The sequence below is a fragment of the Halomonas sp. MES3-P3E genome, assembly GCF_002836035.1.
Classification (GTDB): Bacteria; Pseudomonadota; Gammaproteobacteria; order Pseudomonadales; family Halomonadaceae; genus Vreelandella; species Vreelandella arctica.
Genome location: NZ_PJBT01000012.1, coordinates 1 through 25,120 on the forward strand (window position 1 = coordinate 1; position 25,120 = coordinate 25,120).

25 protein-coding genes are annotated in these 25,120 nt (G+C 55.4%); 17 read left to right on the top strand and 8 right to left on the bottom strand.

Annotated features, from left to right (window positions below):
- Window positions 1-154 precede the first annotated feature (154 nt).
- Window positions 155-478 (bottom strand): hypothetical protein, encoded by a 324-nt coding sequence (locus CXF87_RS03505; protein ID WP_101145492.1) that lies wholly within the window; start codon window positions 476-478, stop codon window positions 155-157.
- Window positions 479-660: 182 nt separating this feature from the next.
- On the opposite strand from CXF87_RS03505, the gene CXF87_RS03510 reads away from it, so the two are divergent.
- Complete coding sequence (locus CXF87_RS03510; protein WP_101145493.1) at window positions 661-1,554, top strand: LysR family transcriptional regulator; 894 nt, start codon at window positions 661-663, stop codon at window positions 1,552-1,554.
- A 68-nt stretch (window positions 1,555-1,622) separates the two neighbouring features.
- On the opposite strand, the gene CXF87_RS03515 is transcribed toward CXF87_RS03510, so the two are convergent.
- The gene (locus tag CXF87_RS03515; protein WP_101145521.1) at window positions 1,623-2,702 is read right to left on the bottom strand and encodes a LacI family DNA-binding transcriptional regulator; all 1,080 of its coding nucleotides are present in this window, start codon (window positions 2,700-2,702) and stop codon (window positions 1,623-1,625) included.
- 157 nt (window positions 2,703-2,859) lie between these two features.
- Between CXF87_RS03515 and ltnD the strand changes: the two genes are divergently transcribed.
- The 11 genes from ltnD to CXF87_RS03570 all read left to right on the top strand — a co-directional run bounded on the left by ltnD (window position 2,860) and on the right by CXF87_RS03570 (window position 14,309).
- On the top strand, window positions 2,860-3,792 hold the full coding sequence (gene ltnD, locus CXF87_RS03520) for an L-threonate dehydrogenase (protein ID WP_101145494.1): 933 nt from the start codon (window positions 2,860-2,862) through the stop codon (window positions 3,790-3,792).
- A gap of 5 nt (window positions 3,793-3,797) precedes the next feature.
- A complete protein-coding gene (otnK, locus tag CXF87_RS03525) occupies window positions 3,798-5,096 on the top strand; it encodes a 3-oxo-tetronate kinase (protein ID WP_101145495.1) in 1,299 nt (432 codons plus the stop codon).
- Window positions 5,093-5,752, top strand: a complete 660-nt coding sequence (gene otnC, locus CXF87_RS03530; RefSeq protein WP_101145496.1) for a 3-oxo-tetronate 4-phosphate decarboxylase — start codon at window positions 5,093-5,095, stop codon at window positions 5,750-5,752. Before otnK ends, otnC begins: the two co-directional genes overlap by 4 nt.
- 60 nt (window positions 5,753-5,812) lie before the next feature.
- The gene (otnI, locus tag CXF87_RS03535) at window positions 5,813-6,610 is read left to right on the top strand and encodes a 2-oxo-tetronate isomerase (protein WP_101145497.1); all 798 of its coding nucleotides are present in this window, start codon (window positions 5,813-5,815) and stop codon (window positions 6,608-6,610) included.
- A 67-nt stretch (window positions 6,611-6,677) separates the two neighbouring features.
- Entirely contained in the window at window positions 6,678-7,640 is a 963-nt protein-coding gene (gene denD, locus CXF87_RS03540; protein ID WP_101145498.1) for a D-erythronate dehydrogenase, read from the top strand.
- A gap of 105 nt (window positions 7,641-7,745) precedes the next feature.
- On the top strand, window positions 7,746-8,759 hold the full coding sequence (locus tag CXF87_RS03545) for a TRAP transporter substrate-binding protein (protein WP_101145499.1): 1,014 nt from the start codon (window positions 7,746-7,748) through the stop codon (window positions 8,757-8,759).
- A 65-nt stretch (window positions 8,760-8,824) separates the two neighbouring features.
- Complete coding sequence (locus CXF87_RS03550) at window positions 8,825-9,388, top strand: TRAP transporter small permease (RefSeq protein ID WP_101145500.1); 564 nt, start codon at window positions 8,825-8,827, stop codon at window positions 9,386-9,388.
- Window positions 9,385-10,662 (top strand): TRAP transporter large permease, encoded by a 1,278-nt coding sequence (locus CXF87_RS03555; RefSeq protein WP_101145501.1) that lies wholly within the window; start codon window positions 9,385-9,387, stop codon window positions 10,660-10,662. Before CXF87_RS03550 ends, CXF87_RS03555 begins: the two co-directional genes overlap by 4 nt.
- Window positions 10,663-10,714: 52 nt before the next feature.
- Window positions 10,715-12,175 carry an aldehyde dehydrogenase family protein gene (locus tag CXF87_RS03560; protein WP_101145502.1) on the top strand — a complete coding sequence of 487 codons (1,461 nt, stop codon included), beginning with the start codon at window positions 10,715-10,717 and terminating at the stop codon, window positions 12,173-12,175.
- A 30-nt stretch (window positions 12,176-12,205) separates the two neighbouring features.
- Complete coding sequence (locus CXF87_RS03565; protein ID WP_101145503.1) at window positions 12,206-13,081, top strand: NAD(P)-dependent oxidoreductase; 876 nt, start codon at window positions 12,206-12,208, stop codon at window positions 13,079-13,081.
- Window positions 13,082-13,370: 289 nt separating this feature from the next.
- A complete protein-coding gene (locus CXF87_RS03570) occupies window positions 13,371-14,309 on the top strand; it encodes a GGDEF domain-containing protein (RefSeq protein ID WP_008959272.1) in 939 nt (312 codons plus the stop codon).
- Here the strand turns inward: CXF87_RS03570 and CXF87_RS03575 are convergent.
- Window positions 14,306-15,067 (bottom strand): SDR family NAD(P)-dependent oxidoreductase, encoded by a 762-nt coding sequence (locus CXF87_RS03575; protein ID WP_008959273.1) that lies wholly within the window; start codon window positions 15,065-15,067, stop codon window positions 14,306-14,308. The genes CXF87_RS03570 and CXF87_RS03575 overlap by 4 nt on opposite strands.
- 210 nt (window positions 15,068-15,277) lie before the next feature.
- Here CXF87_RS03575 and CXF87_RS03580 point away from each other — a divergent pair, with 210 nt between their 5' ends.
- On the top strand, window positions 15,278-16,627 hold the full coding sequence (locus CXF87_RS03580) for an aspartate aminotransferase family protein (protein ID WP_232774582.1): 1,350 nt from the start codon (window positions 15,278-15,280) through the stop codon (window positions 16,625-16,627).
- An 8-nt stretch (window positions 16,628-16,635) separates the two neighbouring features.
- On the opposite strand, the gene pdxR is transcribed toward CXF87_RS03580, so the two are convergent.
- Window positions 16,636-18,123 carry a MocR-like pyridoxine biosynthesis transcription factor PdxR gene (gene pdxR, locus CXF87_RS03585; protein WP_101145505.1) on the bottom strand — a complete coding sequence of 496 codons (1,488 nt, stop codon included), beginning with the start codon at window positions 18,121-18,123 and terminating at the stop codon, window positions 16,636-16,638.
- Window positions 18,124-18,356: 233 nt separating this feature from the next.
- Here pdxR and CXF87_RS03590 point away from each other — a divergent pair, with 233 nt between their 5' ends.
- The 4 genes from CXF87_RS03590 to CXF87_RS03605 all read left to right on the top strand — a co-directional run bounded on the left by CXF87_RS03590 (window position 18,357) and on the right by CXF87_RS03605 (window position 21,379).
- The gene (locus CXF87_RS03590; RefSeq protein ID WP_101145506.1) at window positions 18,357-19,214 is read left to right on the top strand and encodes a transporter substrate-binding domain-containing protein; all 858 of its coding nucleotides are present in this window, start codon (window positions 18,357-18,359) and stop codon (window positions 19,212-19,214) included.
- A 73-nt stretch (window positions 19,215-19,287) separates the two neighbouring features.
- Entirely contained in the window at window positions 19,288-19,929 is a 642-nt protein-coding gene (locus CXF87_RS03595; protein WP_101145507.1) for an amino acid ABC transporter permease, read from the top strand.
- Window positions 19,930-19,953: 24 nt separating this feature from the next.
- On the top strand, window positions 19,954-20,619 hold the full coding sequence (locus CXF87_RS03600) for an amino acid ABC transporter permease (RefSeq protein WP_101145508.1): 666 nt from the start codon (window positions 19,954-19,956) through the stop codon (window positions 20,617-20,619).
- Window positions 20,612-21,379: an amino acid ABC transporter ATP-binding protein gene (locus tag CXF87_RS03605; protein WP_101145509.1), complete on the top strand. Its 768-nt coding sequence runs from the start codon at window positions 20,612-20,614 to the stop codon at window positions 21,377-21,379. Before CXF87_RS03600 ends, CXF87_RS03605 begins: the two co-directional genes overlap by 8 nt.
- Before the next feature lie 16 nt (window positions 21,380-21,395).
- Here the strand turns inward: CXF87_RS03605 and CXF87_RS03610 are convergent, their stop codons facing one another.
- From CXF87_RS03610 to dctP, 4 genes are all read right to left on the bottom strand, one after another.
- Window positions 21,396-22,157 (bottom strand): M15 family metallopeptidase, encoded by a 762-nt coding sequence (locus CXF87_RS03610; RefSeq protein WP_198555994.1) that lies wholly within the window; start codon window positions 22,155-22,157, stop codon window positions 21,396-21,398.
- A 4-nt stretch (window positions 22,158-22,161) separates the two neighbouring features.
- Window positions 22,162-23,439, bottom strand: coding sequence for a TRAP transporter large permease (locus tag CXF87_RS03615; protein ID WP_101145510.1), 1,278 nt, complete (start codon window positions 23,437-23,439; stop codon window positions 22,162-22,164).
- The gene (locus CXF87_RS03620) at window positions 23,436-23,927 is read right to left on the bottom strand and encodes a TRAP transporter small permease (RefSeq protein WP_101145511.1); all 492 of its coding nucleotides are present in this window, start codon (window positions 23,925-23,927) and stop codon (window positions 23,436-23,438) included. Before CXF87_RS03620 ends, CXF87_RS03615 begins: the two co-directional genes overlap by 4 nt.
- An 89-nt stretch (window positions 23,928-24,016) precedes the next feature.
- A complete protein-coding gene (gene dctP / locus CXF87_RS03625; RefSeq protein WP_431313237.1) occupies window positions 24,017-25,081 on the bottom strand; it encodes a TRAP transporter substrate-binding protein DctP in 1,065 nt (354 codons plus the stop codon).
- Window positions 25,082-25,120: the final 39 nt, after the last annotated feature.

Sequence of the window (25,120 nt, forward strand, 5' to 3'; positions counted from 1 at the left end):
TTTGTCTCAGAAAGTAGCCGAACGAAAAGCTCGTTAGCGTTTTTAATAATCATGATTTGCTCCATGCTGATAAAAAGATAAACCGTCGCAAATCCATGCGACGGTTTAAAGCTAGCAAGGAATGCATGGGCGATAAATATATATAAGTTAAGTTTTAACGCCAATGATTGCTCTGCTCTTCTAACGCTTGAATGGCATCGACGCTCAGTGGCAGCTGATTGGCCCAGAGAATAGCTTCCCGACGATGGCCAATATCCCGCAATACTTGGTCGTCGTAGGCTAGTAGGGGCAAGACGTGGCGGCGAAAAAGCTGCCGACGACGGTAGCGCCACCAGCGCATTTCAAGCCTGTGAATCAAGGTCAGCGATGGCATCGCTGGCATATAAAACTCCAGCCGGGGCGGTTTAGGCGGTGGCGTCAGTTGGCTGGCTTGCTGCCAAGCATACTGAGCATGTCGGGTAGGGTTGTCGTGATTCATGGCACACCTCCATCGTACACCTGCCCTAAGCCACAGCGCCTGCACGCCTGCTGAAGGGGGTGTCATCTAACGTTAATAAGAAGGAGGGTCGCGACCTCTGATAATTAGCTTGGTGCACAGCCTTGGATCAATCAAACGAAAAGAACTACACTGTGCCTTAAGTTTTTCTGAAAGGTGGCGTGATGAATCAGCTAACGAATGTGGTGAGCAGCCGGACTGCCTTGCCGCTACTGGATAGTGAAGTGCTGCGCAGCTTTGTAACGATTGCGGAAAGTGGCAGCTTCACTCGCGCTGCCCAGCAGCTGTTTCGGACCCCTTCCGCACTGAGCATGCAGATCAAACGCCTGGAAGAGACACTGGGACAGACGCTATTTGTACGCGAAGCGCGCCACGTGCGCCTGACGGCAGAGGGGGAAGTGCTGCTTGGTTATGGCCGACGGCTGCTGAAACTCAATGCCGAGGCGGTGACGCAGTTCCTGGCGCCCACACTGGAAGGGCGTGTAGGGCTTGGCATTACCGATGACGTTGTTGGGCGTGTATTGCCCACCGTACTGGCCCAGTTTGCGCGCTCACATCCGGCCGTGCAGGTCGATGTCGTTGTTGGTCGCAGCATAGAGCTGCTTGCTAGATTGGATGAGGCGGAACTTGACTTGGCCCTGGTGATGGCGGGGGAACCTGGGCAGGCGACGCGTGGCGAGATCGTGCATAGCGAACCGCTGGTATGGGCGGGCCGGGAGGATGGTGTTGCCGTACAACGTTCGCCGCTACCGGTGACACTGGCTCAACAGGGGTGTGCATGGCGTAGAATTGCACTCCAAGCACTGGATAGCGCCGGGATGAATTACCGAATTGCCTACTCCTGCGACCACTGTGCCGGGCAGGAAGCCGCTATGTTGGCAGATCTGGCCATTTCACCGTTTCCGAAAAGCTTGATTCGCCCCCCGCTCAAACGTCTCACTAACGAATCGCTACCCCCATTGGGTGATTATCAGGTAGCGCTGGTTAAACGGCCTGGCAGTGGCGATGCCAGCGAAGTGTTGGCCGAGCGGGTGGTGGAGGCCTTTCGGGAGGGGTGAGTTCATATTTTAATTACATCGATATATGAACATCTGTCTGGCTCCAGCGCTGTCTATCGTGCTTGAGCCTAAGTACTGCCGCCGATTTGAAGCGTAAAGCCCACATCGTGCTGGCGGCGATAGACGTTTTTGCCGCCTAGTCGCCGTATAAGCTCCTTGGCGGCGAGGCGGCCCATCTCTTCTCTAGGTGAGAGAATGGTCGTGAGCTGAGGCGTCACGTGCTGTCCAAGTGGCAGGCCGTTAAACCCGGCAATGGCGATATCCCCAGGCACGTTTAGACCCTGACGTTGAGCAGCCAGCAGGGCGCCTGCTGCTAGGTCGTCGTTGGCAAAGTGAATGGCCTGGGTATGGGGATATTGCGCGAGCACTCGGGCCAGTCCTTCCGCACCCGCTTGCAGGCTGCCCAGGGTATCTAGTTCCAGTAGTGGGGCGTCGATCCCTTTCTCCTTTAGCACCGCTTTATGTCCATCAAAACGCATGCTGGCGCGATAGTCCTGAGCCAAGCGTGCGCCCACATAAACTATATGGCGGTAGCCTTTGTCGATCAGATGGGTAGCCATACAGCGGCCGGCGGCCACGTGATCCAGCCCGACGTTAAGATCCATGCCTTGTCCTAGCTCCATCACTTCCATGATGGGGTGATCCCAGTTGGCCAACAGCGTATGGCACGCGGAGTTATGGCGCAGCCCAGCGGTGACCAGTGCAGAGCATGACCAGCCTAAAAACGTGCGCACCAACTGATACTCACGGTCTAGATCGTAGTCGGTGTTACCCAGCAGTATCTGATAACCCTCGGCTTCCAGCGTCTCCTGCAGCCCCTTGATGACTTCCACAAACACGCTGTTGATCAGTGATGGCACGATCACGGCAATCAGCCGTGATCGGGATGAGGCCAGACTACCGGCAACCAAGTTGGGTACGTACCCCAAGCTCTCCACGGCCTGAAGAACGCTTCGCCTTGCGCTATCGCTAACTTTATCGGGATAATTCAGTGCTCGCGATGCTGTAATCGGCGATACCCCTGCCGCTTGTGCCACTTGGCTGAGCGTGACTTGGTCTGAGCTTCGTCGCTGCCTAGCGTTGTTAGGCAGGGCAGGCGTTGTCACATTTTTGGCGCGCGAGTCAGCGTTAGGCGAGTCTTTAGACATTGGTCGCAGGGCCCTAATGTTCAGCTTGTCGTTATGCAGAGAATAATCTAAAACGAATGGTAGCGCTATCATGACAGCGCTACCATGACGCTTTTAATAACACCGCGACGATAGCAACAAAAACAACAACACTTTCAACAAAGCGAGGTGTCGGCAGGTGAGTCAACACGATCAACAATCACTTCAAGTAGGCGTTATTGGCCTGGGTGCCATGGGCATGGGCACTGCTACCGTATTGCTCCAACACGGGTTTAACGTCACGGGCTGCGATATTTCTGTAGACGCTCGCGATGCCTTCGTGGCGGCAGGGGGCAAAAGTGTTGCAACACCTGCCGAGCTTGCTCACTGCCATATTGTGTTGGTGGTTGTCGTTAACGGCCTTCAGGTTGAGCAGGTGTTGTTCGGAGAGCAGGGCGTGGCCAGCCAATTGGCACCGGGCAGTCTGATTATGCAGTGTGCCACGGTGGCCCCCAGTCAAGCCAAGCAACTGGGTGAGCGCTTGTCGGCACAGGGCTTAATGATGCTGGATGCGCCGATTAGCGGCGGCGCGGCGAAAGCCAAAAGCGGTGAGCTATCGGTCATGGCCTCCGGCGCACCAGAAGCCTTCACGTATTCGCAGGGAGTGCTTGATGCCATGGCCGCCAAGGTCTATCGCCTTGGCGATGCCCCCGGGGTGGGCTCCAGTATGAAGCTGGTCAACCAGTTGCTGGCTGGCGTACATATTGCCACCGCCGCCGAAGCTATGGCGCTGGGGATTCGTATGGGGCTCGACCCAGAGGTGATTTATGACGTCATCACCCACTCAGCGGGCAATTCTTGGATGTTCGAGAACCGCGTGCCGCACATTCTGAGTGGTGACTACACGCCGCTTTCCGCTGTGGATATCTTCGTTAAAGATCTCAATATCGTGCATCAAACCGGCCGCGAGCTGGCGTTGGCAACGCCGGTGGCGTCCAGTGCACTGCAGCAGTTTACCGCTGCCAGCGGTGCAGGCTTTGGCCGTGAAGATGATTCAGCGGTGATCAAGGTTTATCAGCGGCTCTCCGGCATCGCCTTGCCGGAAGCCGCCAACGATGCCCAGGGAGCCTGATAAAAATGGGTATGGGATCGAACATCGTATTAGGCGCTATTGCCGACGACTTCACCGGGGCCACCGACCTTGCTAATAACCTGGTGCGCGGCGGCATGCGCTGCCTGCAGGTGATTGGCGTGCCGCAAGAAGAGATCGACCTCGCTGATATCGATGCGGTAGTCGTGGCGCTTAAATCCCGCTCCAGCCCGGTGGATGAGGCGGTGAATGATTCGCTCGCTGCGTTAGATTGGCTGCAAAAGCAGGGTGCCCGCCAGCTGTTTTTTAAGTACTGCTCCACCTTTGACTCCACCGACCAGGGCAATATCGGCCCGGTGGCGGATGCGCTATTGGAAGCTCTGGGCGGGCACCAAACGGTGATGGTGCCCGCCTTTCCAATCAATGGGCGTACGGTTTACCAAGGCCATCTGTTTGTGGGTGATCGCTTGCTCAACGACAGCGGCATGCAGCACCACCCATTGAACCCTATGCAGGATGCGGACTTAGTGCGCGTGCTTGCCCGCCAAACGCCGCACCCGGTGGGGTTGGCCAACCGCGCAGTGCTTGCCCAAGGATCAACGTCAACCCGTGCCCATTTATCTGCGCTGGAAGCACAAGGCGTTCGCCATGTGATCTGTGATTCCCTGGATGAGCAGGATCTGGACGTACTGGCCGAAGCGACAGTGTTAATGCCCTTGGTCACCGGCGGTTCTGGCCTGGGGCAGGCATTGCCTGCCCAGTACCGTGCCCAGGGCTGGTTAGCCACCATCACTGAACCGGGGCGTTTATCGCCTGCCTCGGGCGGGGCGTTGGTGCTCTCCGGCAGCTGTTCCCGCGCCACGCTGGCCCAGGTTGCGGATTTTCTGGTCAAGCATCCTAATGGCGGTTTTGCCCTGGATCCCTTGGCGCTGGCGAAAGACGAACAACAGCAAACGCATGCGTTGGCGTTTGCGCGACAGCGCTTATCTGAACAGGCGCCGGTACTGCTTTACGCCTCGGCTGATCCTGACAAGGTGAATGATGCCCAGCAAGCCCTAGGGGTAGAACGTGCGGGCGCGCTGGTGGAAGAGGCGCTGAGCCAACTGGCAGTCACGCTGGTGAACGAAGGCGTAGGCCGGTTACTAGTCGCCGGGGGCGAAACCTCCGGTGCGGTAGTCTCGGCGCTGGGCATTACCACTCTGCGCATCGGCGAGCAGATCGACCCCGGCGTGCCCTGGACCCAAGCCCCGCTAGCCGGTCGCGATGCGCCGCTGTCGTTGGCGCTGAAGTCCGGTAACTTCGGCGGCGTCGATTTCTTTACCCGGGCGTTTGAGGTGCTGGCATGAGCATCCACTTGCATCGCCATCCCCAGAACAGCTTGCGGGAGCAGATCAGTACCCTGGGCAAATCGTTGTTTGACCGCGGCCTGACCATGGGCTCCAGCGGCAATATCAGCGTACGGCTGGACGATGGCGGCTGGCTGATGACACCGACCAACGCCTGTTTGGGAAGGTTAGACCCGGCGCGCATTTCCCATTTGGATAACAACGGCCAACTGTTGAGTGGCGATAAGCCCACCAAAGAGCAGTTTCTACATATGGCGATGTACGAAGAGCGCCCGCAGTCCGGCGCTATCGTACATCTGCACTCTACCCATTCGGTGGCGGTCTCCTGCTTGCCGGAAGTCGATCCCTGCGACTGCATTCCGCCGCTGACCGCCTATTACGTGATGCGGGTGGGCAAGCTACCGCTGGTGCCTTACCACATGCCCGGCGACCCAAAACTGGGCGATGCAGTGCGGGGCTTAGCGGGCAAGCATAGCGCGGTACTGTTGGCCAACCACGGCCCGGTGGTAGCGGGGAAAAATCTTGAGGCGGCGGTGTACGCCACCGAAGAGCTGGAAGAGACCGCCAAGCTCTATCTACTGTTGCGAGGCGAGAACCCTCGGGGGTTAACGCCCGAGCAGGTAGCCGAGTTAGAAGCGCGCTTTCCACGAGATTAATACTATTTCATTTAAAACTGAGCACTTAACAATGACGTACTTAACAACAAGAGCACCACGATGATTCGATTAGCCGCCAACCTCAGCATGCTGTTTAACGAGCACGCCTTTATCGATCGCTTTGGGGCCGCTGCGGACGCGGGCTTTAAAGGTGTCGAATATCTATTTCCTTATGCGTTTTCCCCGGAAGAGTTGCGCCATGCGCTGCAGGAAACGCAGCTGGAACAGGTGCTGTTCAACTTGCCGCCGGGAGATTGGGATGGCGGGGAACGGGGGCTGGCGAGCCTGCCTGGCCGAGAAGGGGAATTTCGTGACTCGGTGGTAGAGGCACTGCGTTATGCCGAGGCGCTCAACTGCCCCCGCGTGCATGCCATGGCTGGCCTGTTACCTGAAGGTGCCGATGCTGCGACGAAAGCTGAGCATCAGGCGACCTATGTTCGCAATTTGCGTTTTGCGGCGGGTGAGGCGGCAAAAGTCGGTCGAGAGGTACTCATCGAACCCATCAATACCCGCGATATGCCGGGATTTTTCCTGTCTCGCCAAGCGCAAGCCATGGCAGTGCTGGTAGAAGTGGGGGCGGAAAATCTCAAGTTACAGTTTGATCTCTACCACTGCCAGATCATGGATGGCGATTTGATTCGCCACCTTGAACGCCAGTTCAGCGCCATCGGCCATATCCAAGTGGCAGGTGTGCCCGAGCGCCACGAGCCGAATGTTGGAGAAGTGCACTACCCCGCCATTTTTGAGCGATTGAGTGCGCTGGGCTACTCCGGCTGGATCGGCTGTGAGTATCGCCCCAAGGCAGAAACCCGTGCGGGGCTAGGGTGGGGCAAAGCTTGGGGGTTAACCACTCACTGATATCCGCCAGGCCAAATAACAAACGAGAAAAACACAAACAATAACAACAGTGCATAGGAGAAAAACGATGCATATCGCCATTACCGGTGCGGCAGGCTTTCTAGGCCAGCGGTTAGTGCAACAGCTGCTGGCTAGAGGTGAGCTTCGCCAGCAGCCGATTACCCGGCTAACACTGATTGATCAGATAGAAGCACCGTTGCCTGATGCGGGAAGCGTCGCCGTGGCATCAAGGGCGCTGGATATTACCGAGTCCGGCGCACTGGATAGTGTACTGGAGCAACGCCCTGATGTTATTTATCACCTAGCGGCGGTAGTGAGCTCTGCCGCAGAAGCCGATTTGGAACTCGGTATGCGGGTTAATTTCGATGCCACGCGGGCGCTGTTGGAAGGCTGCCGGGAGCAGTCACTGACCGATACTCGCTTGATTATGGCCAGCTCCGTGGCGGCCTACGGTGGTGAGCTGCCGGAAGTGTTGGATGATATGACGGCCCACCATCCGCAAAACTCCTACGGCGCCCAAAAAGCCATGTGTGAGCTGCTCATCAACGATTACAGCCGCCGTGGGCTTATCGACGGCCTAGTGCTGCGCCTGCCGACCATTGTGATTCGTCCTGGCCGACCAAACGCCGCGGCCTCCAGCTTTGCTTCCAGCATTCTGCGTGAGCCGCTCAATGGCGAAGAGGCGGTTTGCCCGGTGCCCGTTGAGTTTCCGATGTTTGTGATGTCGCCAGGCAAGGTGGTGGATGCGCTAATCCATGGTGCTGAGGTGCCAAGTGAGGCGCTGGCGCCTTTTAGAGCCTTTATGCTGCCGGGCATCACCGTCACGGTGGCCCAAATGCTTAAAGCGCTGGGTGACGTCGCGGGAGAAAAAGCGCTTTCACTGGTACGCCATGAACCCGACCCACGCATTGAAGCCATTGTGGCAAGCTGGCCCGCCCGGTTTGAAACCACGAAAGCCAAGCAGCTTGGCTTTGTAGGCGATGACAACTTCAAGCAGATCATTGATGCGTTCGTAACTGAATCGAAGTGAGTTTCTGCCCTGCCGTAAGCGGTAGGAAACTGCCTGGGCGACACCCGCAGGCGCGGTAAGTTGCCCCAACGACCACCCTCACAACAATATAAAGAGGGCACGACAATGACGAAGCAACACATGACTCCAACGCTCAAGCGCCATGTTCTGGTGGCCGCGATTAGCGGTATCGCCACGGCAGATATCGCACTTCAAGCCCACGCGGCGACGGAAGTGAACCTGGGCCATACACTCTCCTCGACTTCGCACTACTCGGTAGGTGCTGATGCGTTTAAGGAGACACTGGAGCGATTATCCGATGGCGAGTTCACGGTCACCGAACACACCTCTGGGTCGCTGGGCGGCGAGCGGGAGATGATCGAAGGTCTACAGATCGGTACGGTCGACGTGGTGATTACCTCCACGGGCCCGCTGGGTAACTTCGTACCGGAAAGTTATGTGCTCGACCTACCGTTCCTGTTTGAAAACTACGACCAGGCTCGCTGCGTGTTGGATAGCGAACTGGGCGATGAGCTGTTGGAAAAAATGGGCGAGCATGACTTGGTGGGTTTGGCGTGGTCTGAAAATGGTTTTCGCCACCTAACCAATAGCCAACGCGAGATCGCCACGCCCGCCGATGCCGAGGGGCTGCGCGTACGCACCATGGAGAACGCGGTACACCAGGAAGCGTTCCGTCAGATGGGCGCCCGCCCAACACCGATGGCGTTCCCTGAGCTGTTCACCGCACTTCAGCAGGGCACCGTCGATGGTCAGGAAAACCCGATTACCGTCATCGTTGCCACCAACTTTTGGGAAGTGCAGGACTACCTCTCGCTAACAGGCCACGTTTACTCACCGGCCATCGTGCTGGGGTCGCCCATTCTGCTGGACGGCTTGAGTGATGAGGAGCGTGGCTGGTTTATGGAAGCTGCTGCGGCGTCTGCCGAAGCGACCCGCGAAGAGGTGTCGCGCTTAGAGCGTGAAGGGGTGGCACTACTGGAAGAGAATGGCATGACGGTAAAAACCGATATCGATATCGCCCCCTTCCAGGAGGCTGTACAGCCTGCCTACGAGATATTTACCTCGGAATACGGCACTGAAATGCTTGAGCGCGTTCAGGAAGCAGCCAGCGGTTGTTAAGTAACCCTGGCTTCCCCACCTCGGCCTCCGGCATACCGGAGGCCGCTTTGGCATGGTGAATTCTTATGCTAGCGGTCTTTCTTCGTTTTGAGCACCAGTTAACCCGGCTCGCGATGCTGCTTGCAGTGGCGATGCTGGCGATCTCGGTGACACTCAGTTTTTATCAAGTGCTCACCCGGTTTGTCTTCAATGCGCCCTCGACCTGGACGGAAGTGGCCTCCCGTGCGGCGATGATCTGGTGCGTTTTCCTGGCGGCGGCTGCCACGTTCCGGGGTGGCTATATGATGGCGGTGGAGGTGGTTTATAAGGTAGTGCCCGCGCGCTTTTTGACACTACTGGAAGTCGCCATTGTGGTGTGCTGCTTACTGGTGCTTAGTGTGCTGATCCATTACGGCATCCAAATGACCATGCGGGTAAGCAATCAAACCATGTCGGGAATGAATATTTCGATGGCGTGGGCGTATGCGGCGATTCCGACGGGCTCCTGCTTTGCCATTGTTGCCGTAGTGGCGAGGCTGCTCGCACAGCTTGCTGGCCGGGAAAAGGTAGGTCCTGAAAATAGCGAGATCGTGCCGGAGGCTGAAACATCCCAGGATGCGCCGCGGCCTGAGCGGGAGGTGCAGCCATGAATATGGTTATTGGCCTGTCGCTGATCATTCTATTTACCTTCGGGGTGCCGATTGCCGTTTCTATTATTCTGGCATCCATTATTGGCATTGGGTTTTTTACCCGCTTGCCGCTGCTATTAGTACCGCAGCAGATGTTTATCGGCATCGATAAATTCCCGCTTATGGCGATCCCGTTTTTTATTCTTGCCGGTAACTTGATGGCGGCGGGGGGGATATCTCAACGGTTAGTCGACTTGGCCAAATCCATCGTTGGGCGCGTGCAGGGCGGGCTAGCGATGTCCTGCGTGTTGACCTGCATGATGTTTGCAGCGGTGTCCGGTTCCAGCGTGGCAACTACCTTTGCGATTGGCGCCATCTTGATTCCGGCGATGGTAAAACATGGCTACCCTAAGCCCTTGGCTGCCTCCATTCAGGCGTCATCCGCTGAGCTGGGCGTGCTTATACCCCCGTCGATTCCGCTAATTCTGTATGGCGTGAGTACCGATACGTCCATTGGCCAGCTGTTCCTCGCCGGTATTGGCCCCGGCATATTGATCGGCAGCGCGCTGATTATCTTCCTGTATCTATTCTGCAAGATACGGGGCTACGGCAAAGACGACTATAAAGACAGCACCGGTTTTATGGTCTCGGTGAAGCGTGCCTGGGTGGCCATGCTGATGCCAGTGGTCGTTATCGGCGGTATCTACGGCGGGATATTTACCCCTACTGAAGCTTCCGCTGTGGCGGTATTTTTTGCCCTGATCGTCGGCGGTTTTTACTACCGTGAGCTGAAGCTTGATGACATGTGGCCGATTATGCGCCAGAGCGTTATTTCTACAGCCGCCGTTATGTTAATTATTGCTGCGGCCTCGCTCTTCAGCTTTCTCCTAAGCCGTACGGGGTTGCCCGCGCAAATCGCTACCCTGGTCACCAACACCATCAACGACCCGCTGATGTTTCTTTTGGTGGTCAATGCGTTACTGTTGGTTGTCGGCATGTTTATCGAAACTTCCGCCGCTATTTTGGTGCTGGCGCCGATTTTGACGCCAATCGCTATTCAGTTCGGTATTCACCCGGTTCATTTTGGCCTAGTCATGGTGGTTAACTTGGCCCTTGGCATGATCACGCCACCGCTGGGGGTTAACCTGTTTGCTGCCTGTGCGGTCGCCAAAATTTCGATCGATCAGATGCTGCCTTGGCTGGTGCGCTTTGTGCTGGTGGTGCTGGCCTGCCTCATGGCGATTACCTATATGCCTTGGATATCCATGGGGCTGGTGAACATCTTCTATGGTTAGGTAAGTCGTTATTTAAAGTGAGCAAAAACAACGACAATAAAAGGAGTGTTTAATGTCGCATTCAATGACTTTGCCACCACAGCAGGCGCTGATTGGTGGAGAGTGGGTAACAACCGCCGCTACGCTTCAGGTAGAAGCCCCTGCTACGGGTGAGCCTTTAGCGCGTATTGCGCGTAGCCAAGTAGAAGAGGTTGATGCCGCCGTTCAGGCAGCGCGTCGGGCCTTTTGTGGCCAGTTAGGAGAGTGGTCTCGCTGGTCGGCCCGGCAACGCAGCGAGTGGTTGCTGCGCTTTGCCGATGTGATCGAGGCGCACCACAGACAGTTAGCCCAGCTGGAGTGCGCCGATACCGGCAAGCCGATGACGCAAGCCAAAGGGGATATATCCGCCTGTGCTCGCTACTTCCGCTTTTATGGCGGTGCGGCGGACAAGCTTCACGGTGAAACCATCCCCTTTGAAACCGACTTCGCGGTCATGACACTGCGCGAGCCTTACGGCGTATGTGCCCAGATTATTCCTTGGAACTACCCTTCTCAGATATTCGGACGCTGCGTGGCTGCCGCGCTGGCAGCAGGCAATTGCGTGGTGCTTAAGCCCGCCGAAGATGCCTGTTTGAGCGTGCTGCGCTTGGCAGAACTGGCGGTGAGCCATGGCCTCCCTGCCGGTGCACTCAACGTTGTGCCAGGGCTTGGATATGAAGCAGGCGCAGCGCTTGCCGCCCATCCCCAAATTGACCATCTCTCCTTCACCGGCTCACCGGAGACCGGTACCCATGTCGCCCAAGCGGCTGCCCAGCACCATGTGCCTGTCACGTTGGAGTTAGGTGGGAAATCGCCTCAACTCGTATTTGCCGATGCGGATCTTGATGCAGCGCTTCCGGCAGTGGTGCGCGGCATTGTTCAGAACGCCGGGCAGACCTGTTCAGCGGGTAGCCGCCTGCTGGTGCAGCGTGAAATCGCCGATAGCGTGATAACAAATCTTTGTGAGCGCTTTGCTGCTTTGCGCTGTGATGCAGGTGAAGCCGATGCCGACTGTGGCCCGCTGATCAATGCGCGCCAAAAAGCCAAACTGGAAGAACGTTTGTCGGCGGCCAAAGCCGATGGCATTCGCGTTGCGGCCATAGGAGAGCTAGCGCCGAGCGCACCGGCTGGTGGCCACTTTGTACTGCCTCAACTGCTGACCGATATTCCGGACGGTCATGAAGTGCTGCGCGAAGAGCTGTTCGGGCCGGTACTGGTGGTGCAGGTGTTCGAGGACGAAGCCGAAGCGCTAGCACTCGCTAATGCCACCGATTTTGGCCTGTGTGCCGGTATCTGGACGCGTGACGGCGGACGTCAGCTACGCTTGGCGAAAGGTATTCGTAGTGGTCAGGTGTTCATCAATAACTACGGCGCTGCCGGCGGCGTAGAGCTACCCTTTGGTGGCGTTGGACGTTCAGGACATGGCCGGGAAAAGGGCTTTGAAGGGCTGAGAAGCTATACACGGATCAAGACCGTCGCTATCAAGCACGGCTAGCACGCCATCTACTTAAAAGGAGCTATCACAATGACAACATCTCGCCAGGTAGGCATCGTCGGCGTGGGCCTGATGGGCCATGGGATCGCCAGCAGCCTGCTACGTGCAGGCCATCAGGTATTTTTTCTTGAACACCCGGGTAATCAGCCAGTGGATGACCTAGTGGCCGCTGGCGCCACCGCGCTGAGTTCTGGTCGGGAAGTGGCACAGAGCACAGAGGTGGTGATTCTGTGCGTTACCGGCTCACCTCAAGTAGAAGCCGTGCTGTTTGAACCCAACGGTGTATTAGAAGGCCTAACCCCTGGCAGTGTTGTTGTGGATTGCTCCACTGCTCTACCTAGTTCAACAGAAAAAGTCGCTGCCCGAGTCACGGAGGTGGGCGGGCGCTTTATGGATGCGGCAATGACGCGCACGCCTAAAGAAGCGGCGGAAGGGCGACTTAACTTGATTGTCGGCGCCCCGAAGGCGCTGTTTGATGAAATATTGCCGCTACTGGAGGGCTTTGCTGAAAATATTGCCCATGCGGGTGACGTCGGCGCAGGCCACACCCTTAAGTTGCTGCATAACTTTGTCTCGTTAGGCTTTTCTGCGGTACTCGCCGAAGCCACGGCTGCTTCTCGCAAAGCGGGGATAAGTGATACCGCCTTACTAGAGGTGCTTGGGGCCGGCGGTGGGGGCGGGGTGGTGCTTGAGCGGTTACGCCCTTACATTGCTGAAAATGACCCTTCGGGTTTCAGATTTACGGTTGCCAATGCCAGCAAGGACCTCGGTTACTATCACACCATGACCAATGAGCTGGGAGTAGAGCGTGGAGTTGCCGGAGCCGTTCATGCGCTTTATACATCAATCGGCGATAGTTCGCTGGCGGTGCCTGAAGTGATCGGCGTATTGGAGCAGCGGAGCTAGTTTGGCGGTGAATGCCTGCTTCGACGCAGCCATTGCTGAAAAGCATGTTCTGAACAAAAGACCCTATCGGTATTTGTTTTTTGGGGAGACATAGCCTACGTTATGTTAATGAATTGTAATGAATAATATCATTAGAGTAACTTTGGTGTTAAATATGGCGTGAAATCCCGCGGTGGCAGAGGTGAGTACCCGCATAGATATGGCAATGGTGCTGATGCCTAACAATATGGCAGCTATGATGTTTTAGCCATATGACCGCACGACTATTTCACAGGGATGAGTAAATAGAATGTACCAGCACTATTCGCGTCCAGGGTTGGACGCAGATGGCGATCGGCCAGGCCACGCGGTGGCGATTCTGAGCGTGCAGACCGGCTCGCCAGGAATCCACATCGTCGATGTCAATACTGACTACCAGCGTTTATGGGGTGGCAGCCGCGAAGCGTGGTTGGGTGCTCCCCCCGTGGTTGTGCAGCAGGAAGCCGCTAACCGCCATATTTTCGCACAGCTGCTTGAAGCACTACACCCGCTAAAAGACAGTGCTCACGGTGCTTTTGAAGGCATCAGTGGTCGCGAAGTATCCCGCCATCATGATGGCAAACGCCGTCATGTTGAGTGGCGAATTACGGCGATGGGGACATGCCATAATGGGCAGTTCACGCTGGTATTAACCCAGCGCGATGTTACTGAGCAGATGGAAAAAGAGGCTCAGCTTGAGCGGTTAGCAACGACCGATATGCTGACTGGATTGGTTAATCGATCGCAGTTCGATATGGTGCTTAAAAACGAGTTCAACCGACAGCACCGCTACTCTCGTCCCTTATCTTTAATCATGCTTGATCTTGATTACTTTAAAGATATCAACGATAGCTATGGGCACGGTGTCGGTGACCAAGTACTAATGGAGCTTGCCGATCTGCTGAAGCGTAATTTGCGTAAAGCAGACTGCTGCGCGCGCTGGGGCGGTGAGGAGTTTATGCTTTTAGCGCCTGAAACCTCGCTTGAACAGGCTGTACGGCTTGCCGACAAAATCCGAGGCGCGATCAAACATACCGCTTTTCCGCTTCAAAGCAGCGTCACGGCAAGCTTTGGGGTGGTAGAGGTTCATTCGCAAGAGTCGGTTAAAAGCGTCATGAAGCGAGTCGATAACGCCCTTTATCTCGCTAAAAATAAAGGGCGTGACCGGGTATCAACAGGCGGCTTGTTGTCTTCAGCGAAGCAGGCTTAAGCCGGGTCGCGGTCAATGGCAAATGCTGACCACGCTTGCCGCACCGGCATGATTTCCAACCGATTAATATTGATATGGGCGGGCAGTGTCGCTAGATAGAAAAGCTGCTCGGCAATATCTTCCGCTTGAAGAGGCGTTGTTCCTTTATAAAGCGCGTCTGACGCGGCCTGATTGCCCTTGGTTCTTACCAGCGTAAACTCGGTTTCTGCCATGCCGGGGGCAAGATCGGTCACGCGGACACCTGTTCCTAGCAGGTCGCAGCGCAGGTTATAACTAAACTGCTGAACAAACGCTTTTGACGCCCCATACACATGCCCGCCCGGATACGGCCACTGGCCTGCGACTGAGCCTAAATTAAGAATGCTCGCACCTTCGCTGTTTTTGAGCAGTAGCGGCAATGCCGCGTGGGTGACGTTGACCAACCCGGTGATGTTGGTATCGATCATGGTGTGCCAATCCTGCAGCGCGACTTTTTGCGCTGGCTCCGGCGCTAGCGCTAACCCTGCATTGTTGATCAGGCACGTCAGCGGCAGAAAGCTTTCCGGCAGGTTGCTAATAGTGTCAGTCACTGCGTCGCTGTCGCGGACATCCAGTGCCAGTGTAAGTACTGGAACCTGCTGGCTTAGCTCTTTTTCCAGTGCATCCAAGCGTTCCTGGCGGCGACCGGTGAGGATCAATGACCAGCCTGCTTTGGCGAAGCGCTGTGCTGCCGCTTTACCAAACCCTGAAGTAGCTCCTGTGATAAGTACGCTAGGCATTATAATATCTCCATGTTTATAAACACATTTAAAACAACAGTGTTCACTGTAAGCAACACTGGCTCAAGCCTCTAGAGCCAGTTGGCAATAGCCGGTGTGACATCGCATCTGTCCCCTGGGTACGTGATGATTGGCCCTACAGCTTAATGGGTCGAACTCACTAGGCTGGCAAGCACGCTATTTCCTTATGGATTAAACAGGGTGCTTGTTATGAATGCCAATCTTGCCGTTTCTTACTCAACCCAACAGGATGTGGATAACCGCTATGTACACAGCCTGGACCGTCAGTATGTGTTCCACTCCTGGGCACAGCAAGGCAGTTTAGACCCAATGGTTATCGCGGGCGCTCAAGGTTGCCGGGTATGGGATTATGCAGGACAGTCGTATTTGGATTTTAGTAGTCAATTAGTGAATACCAATGTCGGTCACCAACACACGAAAGTGGTGAGCGCGATTCAAGCCCAGGCCGCCAGCCTGTGTACCATTGCACCCGCCCATGCCAACCTTGCCCGCGGTGAGGCAGCCAAGCGCATTATTGCCAAAGCACCCGCTGGTTTCAGCAAGGTGTTTTTCACCAACGCGGGCGCGGATGCCAATGAAAATGCCATCCGCATGGCGCGGCTCTATACCGGGCGTACCAAAATACTTTCTGCCTACCGCTCTTATCACGGCAATACCGGTTCAGCGATTGCTGCCACCGGCGATTGGCGGCGGGTGCCCAATGAGTATGCCAGTGGGCACGTGCACTTCTTCAATCCATACCTTTATCGCAGCGAGTTTTGGGCGCGGGATGAAGAGGAGGAGTGTGAGCGCGCGCTGCAGCATCTGCGCCGAGTGATTGAGTGCGAAGGTGCCAACGCCGTCGCGGCCATTCTGCTGGAAACGATTCCTGGTACCGCTGGGGTACTATTGCCCCCCAAGGCCTACCTGCAGGGGGTTAGAAAGCTCGCCGACGAGTTCGGCATCGTGCTGATTCTTGATGAAGTGATGGCCGGTTTCGGCCGCACGGGGCGCTGGTTCGCCTTTGAGCATTACGACATGGCGCCGGATCTGATCGTGTTTGCCAAAGGCGTTAATTCTGGCTACGTGCCTGCCGGTGGCGTGATTATTTCAGACCCTATCTCACGCTATTTCGATGACCACTTTTTTGTCGGCGGTCTGACCTATTCCGGCCACCCGCTGGCGATGGCGGCCATTGTCGCTACGCTTGACGCCATGGACGCAGAGGGAATCGTAGAGAATGCCGATAAAATCGGGAATGGGCCGCTAGCTGAAGGACTGAAAAAGCTTGCCGAGCGCCACCCCATCATTGGTGATTGGCGAGGTGTGGGCGTATTCCATGCCTTGGAGTTAGTGAGCGATCCGGTGCGTAAAACGCCATTGCCTGGCACAGAGGTGCTGAAACTCAAGCAGCTACTGATGGAGGAGGGGCTGCTGGTATTTACTGTCGAAAACCGTATTCATGTGGTGCCACCGTGTATTGTGACGGCAGAAGAAGTGAAAGAGGGCTTGGCAATTCTAGAGCGCGTCTTTGAAGGGTACGCCGCATCACGTCAATGAGAGTTTAGCTACGTAGCTAAAGCGTTATCGTAGGCAAGGCCCAGGCGCTGTATGCCTGGGTCGATACGCTGCATTTCAATAGCGCCGAACCCCAAACGGAAAAAGTGGCGCGGGGGAGCGGCATCGAAAAAGTGCTGAAAGCCCGGTTCAATCAGTACGCCACGCTGGGCAGCATGCCACGCAAGGCGCTGGGTATCGATGCCAGGGTCGGCCTCCATCCAAAAGGCGCTGGAACGGCGACTGCTGTGGCTGCGGCAACCGGGTATTGAGTGATCAATGGCCAATCGCATGGCGTCGCGTCGTCGGTCAATCTCTTCCACATGCAATTTGAGGTAGCGCTCGTAATAGCCTTGGGAAATAAACTGCGCCAACTGGTGCTGCAAGGCCGCGGGTGGATGGCGGTACATCATGCGTCGCAGTGCCCGTAGCTCGTCGATCAATTCGGGATCCGCTACCACGTAGCCCATGCGCAGCCCTGGCGAGAGCGCTTTAGATAAGCTGCCCATATAGATAATCCGCGCGCTCTGCGCACTGGCTTTAAGTGCCGGAAGGGCGAACTGATCACCGTGAATTTCAGCATCATAATCATCCTCGATGACGATCTGGTCACGGTGAGGGAGTTGGGCCAATAGAGCATCTCGTCGCGCTCGGCTCATGGTAATGCCTGTCGGCACCTGATGGCTGGGCATAACATACAGATAGTCACACTGCTGAGCGCCTTCCAAGCGCATACCTTCTGTGTCCATGGCTTGGAACTGCAGGCTGGCGCCGCGATGAGCAAAAACATTCACTGCCTCGCGGTAACCGGGGGACTCAAGGGCCACTTGGGTGCCCCGATGACAGAGTAGTTGCGCAATCAAGTAGAGTGCATTCTGAGTCCCCATGGTGATGAGGATCTCTTCTGAGCGAGCGAAAATACCCCGGCGCGGTAAGATGCGTTTACGTAATTGTTCAATGAGTAGCGGATCATCTTGATCGATGCGGTCACGTAGCCATGGTTTATCGCGCTGCGAACTTAATAAACGCCGTGAAACATCGCGCCATTGAGCTAACGGAAACAGTCGCGTATCTAATTGGCCATAAATAAATGGGTACGCATACTCTGACCAATTGCCTGGTTTGAGTATGCCTTGGTAGTTAGTAGGGCGCTGCGTAATGCGTTTGTGCCAGTTTGGTGCAGCGATTACGCCTTTATTATTCTCGTTGATGGCACTTAACGAGGCATTAAGTTCTGAAAGAGACTCGATATAATCAGGATGCAAGTAATAACCGCTTCGGGGACGACTGATTAAATAGCCGTCTTCAACAAGCTTCTCGTAAACAATCGCCACAGTGTTACGTGAAATACCCAGCTGTTGGGAAAGTTTACGGCAAGAGGGAAGTGCATCCTCGCCGGGCAAGCTTCCCTTGCGAATCGCTTCCAGTAGCGTTTCGCGAAGTTGTTCTTGCAGGCAGGTGGCGGCATTAGGGTCAATCTCAAGACACAGCGTTGTCATGCAAATCTCCTCTTTAGACAAACCCTTCTCTACTTAGCAACTTAACATAAGCATCTTTCGTGCCAGTTCTCTTATTGGTAACTGTCCTTTTAATTTACGCTAACTGGCTCTAATCGTTGAGAGGATAAAAAACTAGGGTGAAGTCATCTTCAGCATGTCGCCGAAACGTTCACGAACACTTTGTAGATGCACTGCGGCGAGTAATGTTTTGTTCACTCTGGGAGTATTAGGCGATGAAAAAAATAGTGGCATTATCCTCCGCGTTGAGCGTTGGGGCACTTACACTGAGCATGTCACTGACGGCTAGCGCTGCGGATTTAGAAGAAATAGAGAGCCGTGGCTACCTAAGCGTGGCTACCGAAGATAATTACGCCCCGTTTAACTTTATGAGCGGCAGTGACCCCGATGGTTTTATCGAAGATATAAAGATCGAACTAGAAGAGTACGCGGATTTCGAAGTCCGCCAGGATATTTTACCGTGGACAGGGCTGTTGGCATCGGTTTCATCGGGTCAGTACGACATGGCACTTACCGGTGCTTCGGTCACCGACGAGCGTCTACGGGTGTTTAACTATGCACCGCCGTTTGCCTCCGCCCAGCATTTTTACATCAAGCGGGCAGGTGATGATCGTATCAACAGCATTGAAGACTTAAGCGGTATGACGCTAGGCGTCCAAGCGGGTAGCGCGCTGCTGTCACGCCTGCCTGAACTGGAAGTCATGCTAGAGGAGAGCGGCGGCGAACTGGGTGAGGTAATGGAGTATGAAGCCTATCCAGAGATTTACGCTGATCTGGCTAATGGTCGTGTCGATTACGTGATTAATTCCATCGTGCCGGTGAATGACCTGATTAGTGAGCGTCCTGATGTATTTGAAGCGGGCCAAGCCGTTTCGGGCCCTGGCTATGTTGCCTGGCCTATGCCCAAGGACAGCCCAGAGCTGCTGGCCTATATCACGGATTTTATGAGCCATCTGCGTGATTCTGGCCGCCTGGCCGAGCTGCAGGAAGAGTGGTTTGGCGAGTCCTTTGACGACCTACCGACAACCCCCATCACCTCAGTGGAAGAGTTCCACGAAATGGCCGGTATGTAAGCCATCACCTTCGCCAGCCGCCCAGAGCAGTATCGGGCGGCTGTTATTTTATTGAGCGAATTAGGAGGTGAGCATGGACAGTAGCGCATGGGGGCTGCTCATTCAGGGCGCCTGGACAACCATATGGATATCCGGCATCTCTATTGCCATCGGCGTCATAATGGGGCTGATAATTGCCTTGCTCAGGGTGGCTAAAATTCCTGTCCTGCATCAGTTGCTAGGCGTTTACATTAGCCTAGCGAGGGCAACACCGCTGGTAACCCTGGTGCTGTTCATCTTTCTAACCGCACCGACTATGGGGGTTAACCTTAATCGCAATGTGGCCGGTATCATTGCGTTAACTCTCAATACCACTGCTTTTAACGCCGAAATATGGCGTTCCGCGTTTAATAACTTCTCCAAAGAGCAGCGCGAAGCGGCGCTGGCCATTGGCATGACCCCATGGGTCTACTTCCGCCGTATTATGCTGCCGCAAATTACCATTACCAGCCTGCCGGGCCTAGTCAATGAGATGTCGTTTTTGATCAAAGGCAGCCCCGCCATTGCGGTGATCGGTGTGGTCGACCTTACTCGTGTGACCAACCGCATTTCAGCGGTTACCTACGACCCTTTGCCGCCTATTTTAGCCGCAGCGGCCCTGTATATGCTGATCATCAGCCTGCTGGTATGGCTGCAGCGCGTGGCTGAGCGCAAAGCCAGCCGATTGGCCGTCTAACATGGTCAACAAAGGGGAGCCTTTATGAGTAACTGGGATATTCTTTGGTCATCGTATGATGTGTTTTTAAACGGTTTTTATAACACCTTAAAACTGTTTGGGTTATCTGCAGTGCTGGCGTTTATCTTGGGTAGCGGGATCGTGTTTTTGTTAGAGGGTTCGCGCCCGCGCTTAAAAATACCGTTGCGCATCTTTATTGACGGCATGCGCATGCTGCCCTTTCTGATTCTGGCCTATTTACTCTATTACGGCCTGCCCAGCGCAGGCATCCGCATGAGCGCCTGGACGGCAGGGATTATCGCCCTGGTGATGTATCACGGCGCTTACTTCGCGGAAATATTGCGCGGCTGCCGCGCTACGTTCGCGCAAGGGCAGGTAGAGGCTGCCATCGCGCAGGGGTTTTCTCAGCCCAAGATGTTTATGCGCATTATCTTGCCCCAGCTGATTTTAAAAACCCGCGGCTTACTGGGCAATCAACTAATTATCCTGCTTAAAGATACCGCCTTCTTGGTGATTATCACCGTGCGCGAACTTACCGCGGCGGCGAGCAGCCTGTCGAGCACCTACTTCATTCCCATGGAAGCCTTCATTGTGGTGATCGGCTTCTACTGGCTGATCAGCATTGGTTTAGAGCTATTTATCAAAATGATTGGCCGTTTTGGCGCCAAGCGAGGATTCGAAAATGCCTGAGACCGCCGCAGTTAGTATTCGCAAACTATCCAAAAGCTTTGATGGCACCGAGGTGCTGCGGGACGTTTCGCTGGAGGTGCAGTCTGGAGAGGTAGTGAGCATTTTGGGTTCATCCGGCTCGGGCAAATCCACGCTGCTACGCTGTATCAACTGGTTGGAGCAGCCTGACCATGGTGATATCCGTATCGACGGCGATCGCATTGGTGTCAGCAACAGCGGCAAGCACATGTCGCGACGCGAGCTAGCGGGTATGCGCGCGCGCTTGGGCATGGTGTTCCAGGGATTCAACCTCTGGCCGCATCTTAGCGTGCTGCGCAATGTCACCGAAGCGCCAATCCATGTCCAGGGACTGAGCAAGGCCGAGGCAGAAGAGAGGGCGATGGCGCTGCTGGAAAAAGTCGGCATGGCCGACAAACGCGAGCAATACCCCTATACACTTTCAGGCGGGCAAAAGCAGCGTGTCGCGATTGCCAGGGCGCTTGCCATGCAGCCGAAAGTCATGCTGTTCGATGAGCCGACCTCGGCGCTCGATCCCGAGCTGGTGGGTGAAGTGCTTGGGGTTATCAAAGACCTCTCGAAAGAGGGCTATACCATGGTGCTGGTGACCCACGAAATGGAGTTCGCCAGAGCTGTCTCCGATCAGGTGGTTTTCCTCGATAAGGGCATCATTATCGAAAAATCTCACCCCAGCGAGTTTTTCGAAAACCCGAAAACCGACCGCGTAAGGCGCTTCCTGGAATTAGAAGCGCCTGCCGTGTGAGCGTCATACCGACTGGCTAACCCAGCTGCCGCCGCCACCGGTTTTCAATGGTGTCCAGCTCAGCCGGGCCGTACTGCGCATTATCATGGGCTCCGTAGTAGGCCCACAGCTGATCGCCAAAATCAAAGTGCCACCATTCGCTAGGCAGGTTGGTGAAGCCCTGTTTGTGCATGGTGTGATAGAGCAGGCGGCGGTGATCTCGCGCCTTATGTTGCTGCGGGGCCAGGGTTTCCAGATGTTCAAAATAGTCGCTATGCGAGGCCGGAAGCGCCTCGTCAAACAGGGTGCCCATATCCAGCGGCAGGCCATCGGCATCACATAGAGTGACATCGACAGCACCACCGGTGAGGTGAGGGCTGGGGGCTAAAGGGTCGCGGCTGGGTACAGATACGAATTCTCTTGTACGCTCCAATAGCTCCGTTTCGTTTAGATCTGGATTGTGATGGTGGATGGCCTCATGCAGGGTATCAAACAAGTACTGTTGTACCCGCCATGGCCGCCAACCATCCAGTACGATTAAACCGATGCCATCGGGTAAACTGCGTGCTGCAGCGAGTAGCGCCCGATAAACCCCTTCACGTACAAAACATTCCGGTACTGCACCAGGAATGCCCAGCCGAGCATAGGCAGGGAACACGCTGACCGGTGCAGGGGCAAGGCTCATCGGCACTAGGCGCTCACCGTTATCTTCAATAGGCGCAAGGCGCAGCTGATCCCAGCAGGGTGCTGGATGGCTTGGGATAGGCGGCAAGGCCTTCAATAGTGTGTTCAAAGGCATTGAGTTATCCAAGCAGAGTAGGTAGCCACAGCGTCAGCGGTGGAAAAAGGATGAGTAGAATAAGAACCGCAATTGCCGTCAGCACAAAGGGCCAAATGGTTCTGAATAGCGATACTATCTCTAGCCGGCTGACCGCGGCGGCCACGAACACACAGGCGCCCAGCGGTGGCGTAATAAGAGCAATGGTAATGTTTAGCGTGATGATAACGCCCAGGTGGATTGGGTCGATACCTGCCATCATGGCCACGGGTGCAAAGATGGGAGTTAACAGCATCAACGCTGACACCTCTTCCATGAACATGCCCGTGATGAAAGTGATGGCGCTGAGCAGCAGCAAGATCACGATGCCATTGTCCACGTAGGGCGATAACAGCGAAACAAATTGTGCAGGTACCTGAGCGTAGGAGAGCAGCCAGCTAATCGTTGCTGAGGCCGCCATAATCAGAAAAACCGCCGAGGTTAAGCGTGCAGTATCAACCACGGCTTTCCAGCACTCGCCGAGTCGCAAACCGCCCAATGCAAAGCCGCACAAGGCAACGTATAGCGCTGTTAGTGCGCCTGATTCAGTTGGAGTAACAAAACCAAGTACGATACCTGCCACGATAATAAAAGGGGCAATAAGCGCGGGTAGAGCCGCAATAGCGGCAACTCCCAACTGCCCGAGTGAAGGCAACTGGCCGCTTTTGGGGAGCCGGTGCCTCCAGGCATACCAGGCGTTCAGCCCCATGAAAGCAACTCCCAGCAGCAGGCCAGGTACGACGCCCGCGAGGAATAGGTCCCCTACTGACGTATTCGTCAGCGAGGCGTAGAGAATCATGAAGATACTGGGTGGAATGATTGGCCCAATCAGCGAGCTACCAGCGGTCAACCCTGCGGCAAAGGCTCTGGAGTAACCCTCTTTCTCCATGGCGGGTACTAAAAGCGACCCTAATGCCGAAGTGTCGGCCACTGCTGAGCCATTGACGCCTGCGAAAAAAACACTCGATACCACATTGACGTGGCCCATGCCGCCCCGCAAGTGGCCGACCATCAGGCGTGCCAACCCCATTAACCGTTCCGTCAAGCCGCTGACGTTCATTAGGTTGCCAGCGAAGATGAACAATGGAATCGCCATCAGAGAGAAAACATTGATACCACCAAAAAATTGTTGGGGCATCATGCGTGGAAGCATTGACGGGTCGACAAACAGAAAGCCCACTATGGCTGTGGTAAGCAGCGCAATGAACAGAGGTAACCCAAGCAGGACGTGACCAAGAAAAACAGCCAGCATGGTGAGAATCATATGTTCTCCTCGACAGTCTTGAGGCGAGCAGGGCCGTAGAGGAGCACATGCCAAGCCAGCAGCAAAAAACCAATAGGTAGCGAGAGCAGCGGCACTGTGCGGCTAACGCCGAGCCCGGATGTGGTAAACATGTTGACCGACAGTGCATAGCGATAGCTTACCCACGCACCTCCCAAGGCAATCATCAGGGTGAGCAGCCATTGGTATATATTCAGCAATCGGGCGAAGGGGGTGGGTAGCAACTTCTCAAGAAGACCCACGCGCATATGCCCTCCTTCCGACCAGACAGCGCCAGCAGCAAGCATGACGGTGGCTATGATCAGAAAGCGGGAAAGTTCATCTGTCCAGATGGGTGCGCCACCGGCAATATAGCGGGCAAACACCCCGAACAAAATGGCCGCAACATTGAGGGACAGTAGCGCCCCCGCCAAAATCAGGGTAATGGGTCGACTGGCAGTCAGTAGGCGAAATCGAAGCGAATTGAGCATGGCAGCATTCCATTAAGCACAGAGAGTAAAAGGGGGCCGGTTGAGAACCGGCCCCTGTGATGCACGCACGGCAGAGATAGGCGGGGTTTTTAGTCGAGCAGGTCGCTCATGCCTGCGTCGTCCAGTGCCATGTCGACCCAGCGCTGCTCGATATCACGCTCTTCCAGCCACTCAAGGTAGGCGGGCTGACCAATCTCCCTGAACGCCGTCAACTCTTCTTCGGAGGGACGAATCACTTCCATACCCTGCTCTTCCAGGTAGGCAATACGCGCTTCTACCTGCTCCTCATTGTGCTCTCGGGCATTGTGATTGGCTTCGGCGACAGCCTCCATAAAGGCGCTGCGAAGCTCATCATCCCAACCTGCGATCATTTCACTATTGCCGACCAGGAACTGGTTGGAGTACTGGATATTGGCCAGGGTCAGATAGTCCTGCACTTCGTAGAGACTGCCCAAAATGATATACATTGGCGGGTTCATCTGACCATCGGCCACCCCTGTGCGCAGCGCCATGTAGGTTTCTGTCCATGGAATGGGCGTGCCGGAGGCACCAAAGGCCTCATAGAGGGCTACCTGGCTGGGGTCCATGGCTCGGAAGCGCAGCCCATCAAAGTCGTCAGGGTGGCTGATAGGCCTTTCATTATTGGTGAACGCTAAAAAGCCCCCCTCTTCCACGACCGCCAGCATATCTATACCAGCACGATCCTGAAGGGTATCGCTGACTGCCTGCCAATACTCACCTTCGTCGAAGAAGTCACGCGCTGCCTCGAAATCGTCGAACAGGAAAGGAATGGCGCTGACGAATATCTCATCAACGAGAGGAGACACACCTGCAAATGACGCCACGTTGAGCATGGGCGTATTCATGGTCTGCTCCATACGCTCCTCTTCTTCACCGAGCATGCTATTCGGATAGAGCTCAAGCTGGATTTCACCGTCAGTTTTTTCGTCTATCAGCGTTTTAAGATTCTCTGCAAAGACATGGACTGCATTCTTTTCAGGATCAGGAGCGCCGTTGTAGCTCAAGTTAACCGTGGTCGCCGCAAAGGTGTTTCCTGCCATCAAGGCAGAGCCAATCAGGCACGCTGAAATGAGTCGTTGGAGTGAAAAGTGTTGAGTCAATGTAGGGTGAGTAAGCATAAGTTGTTTAAACATAGTCAGTCTCCTGGTTTATTGTCGTGAGCTACGGGGCGC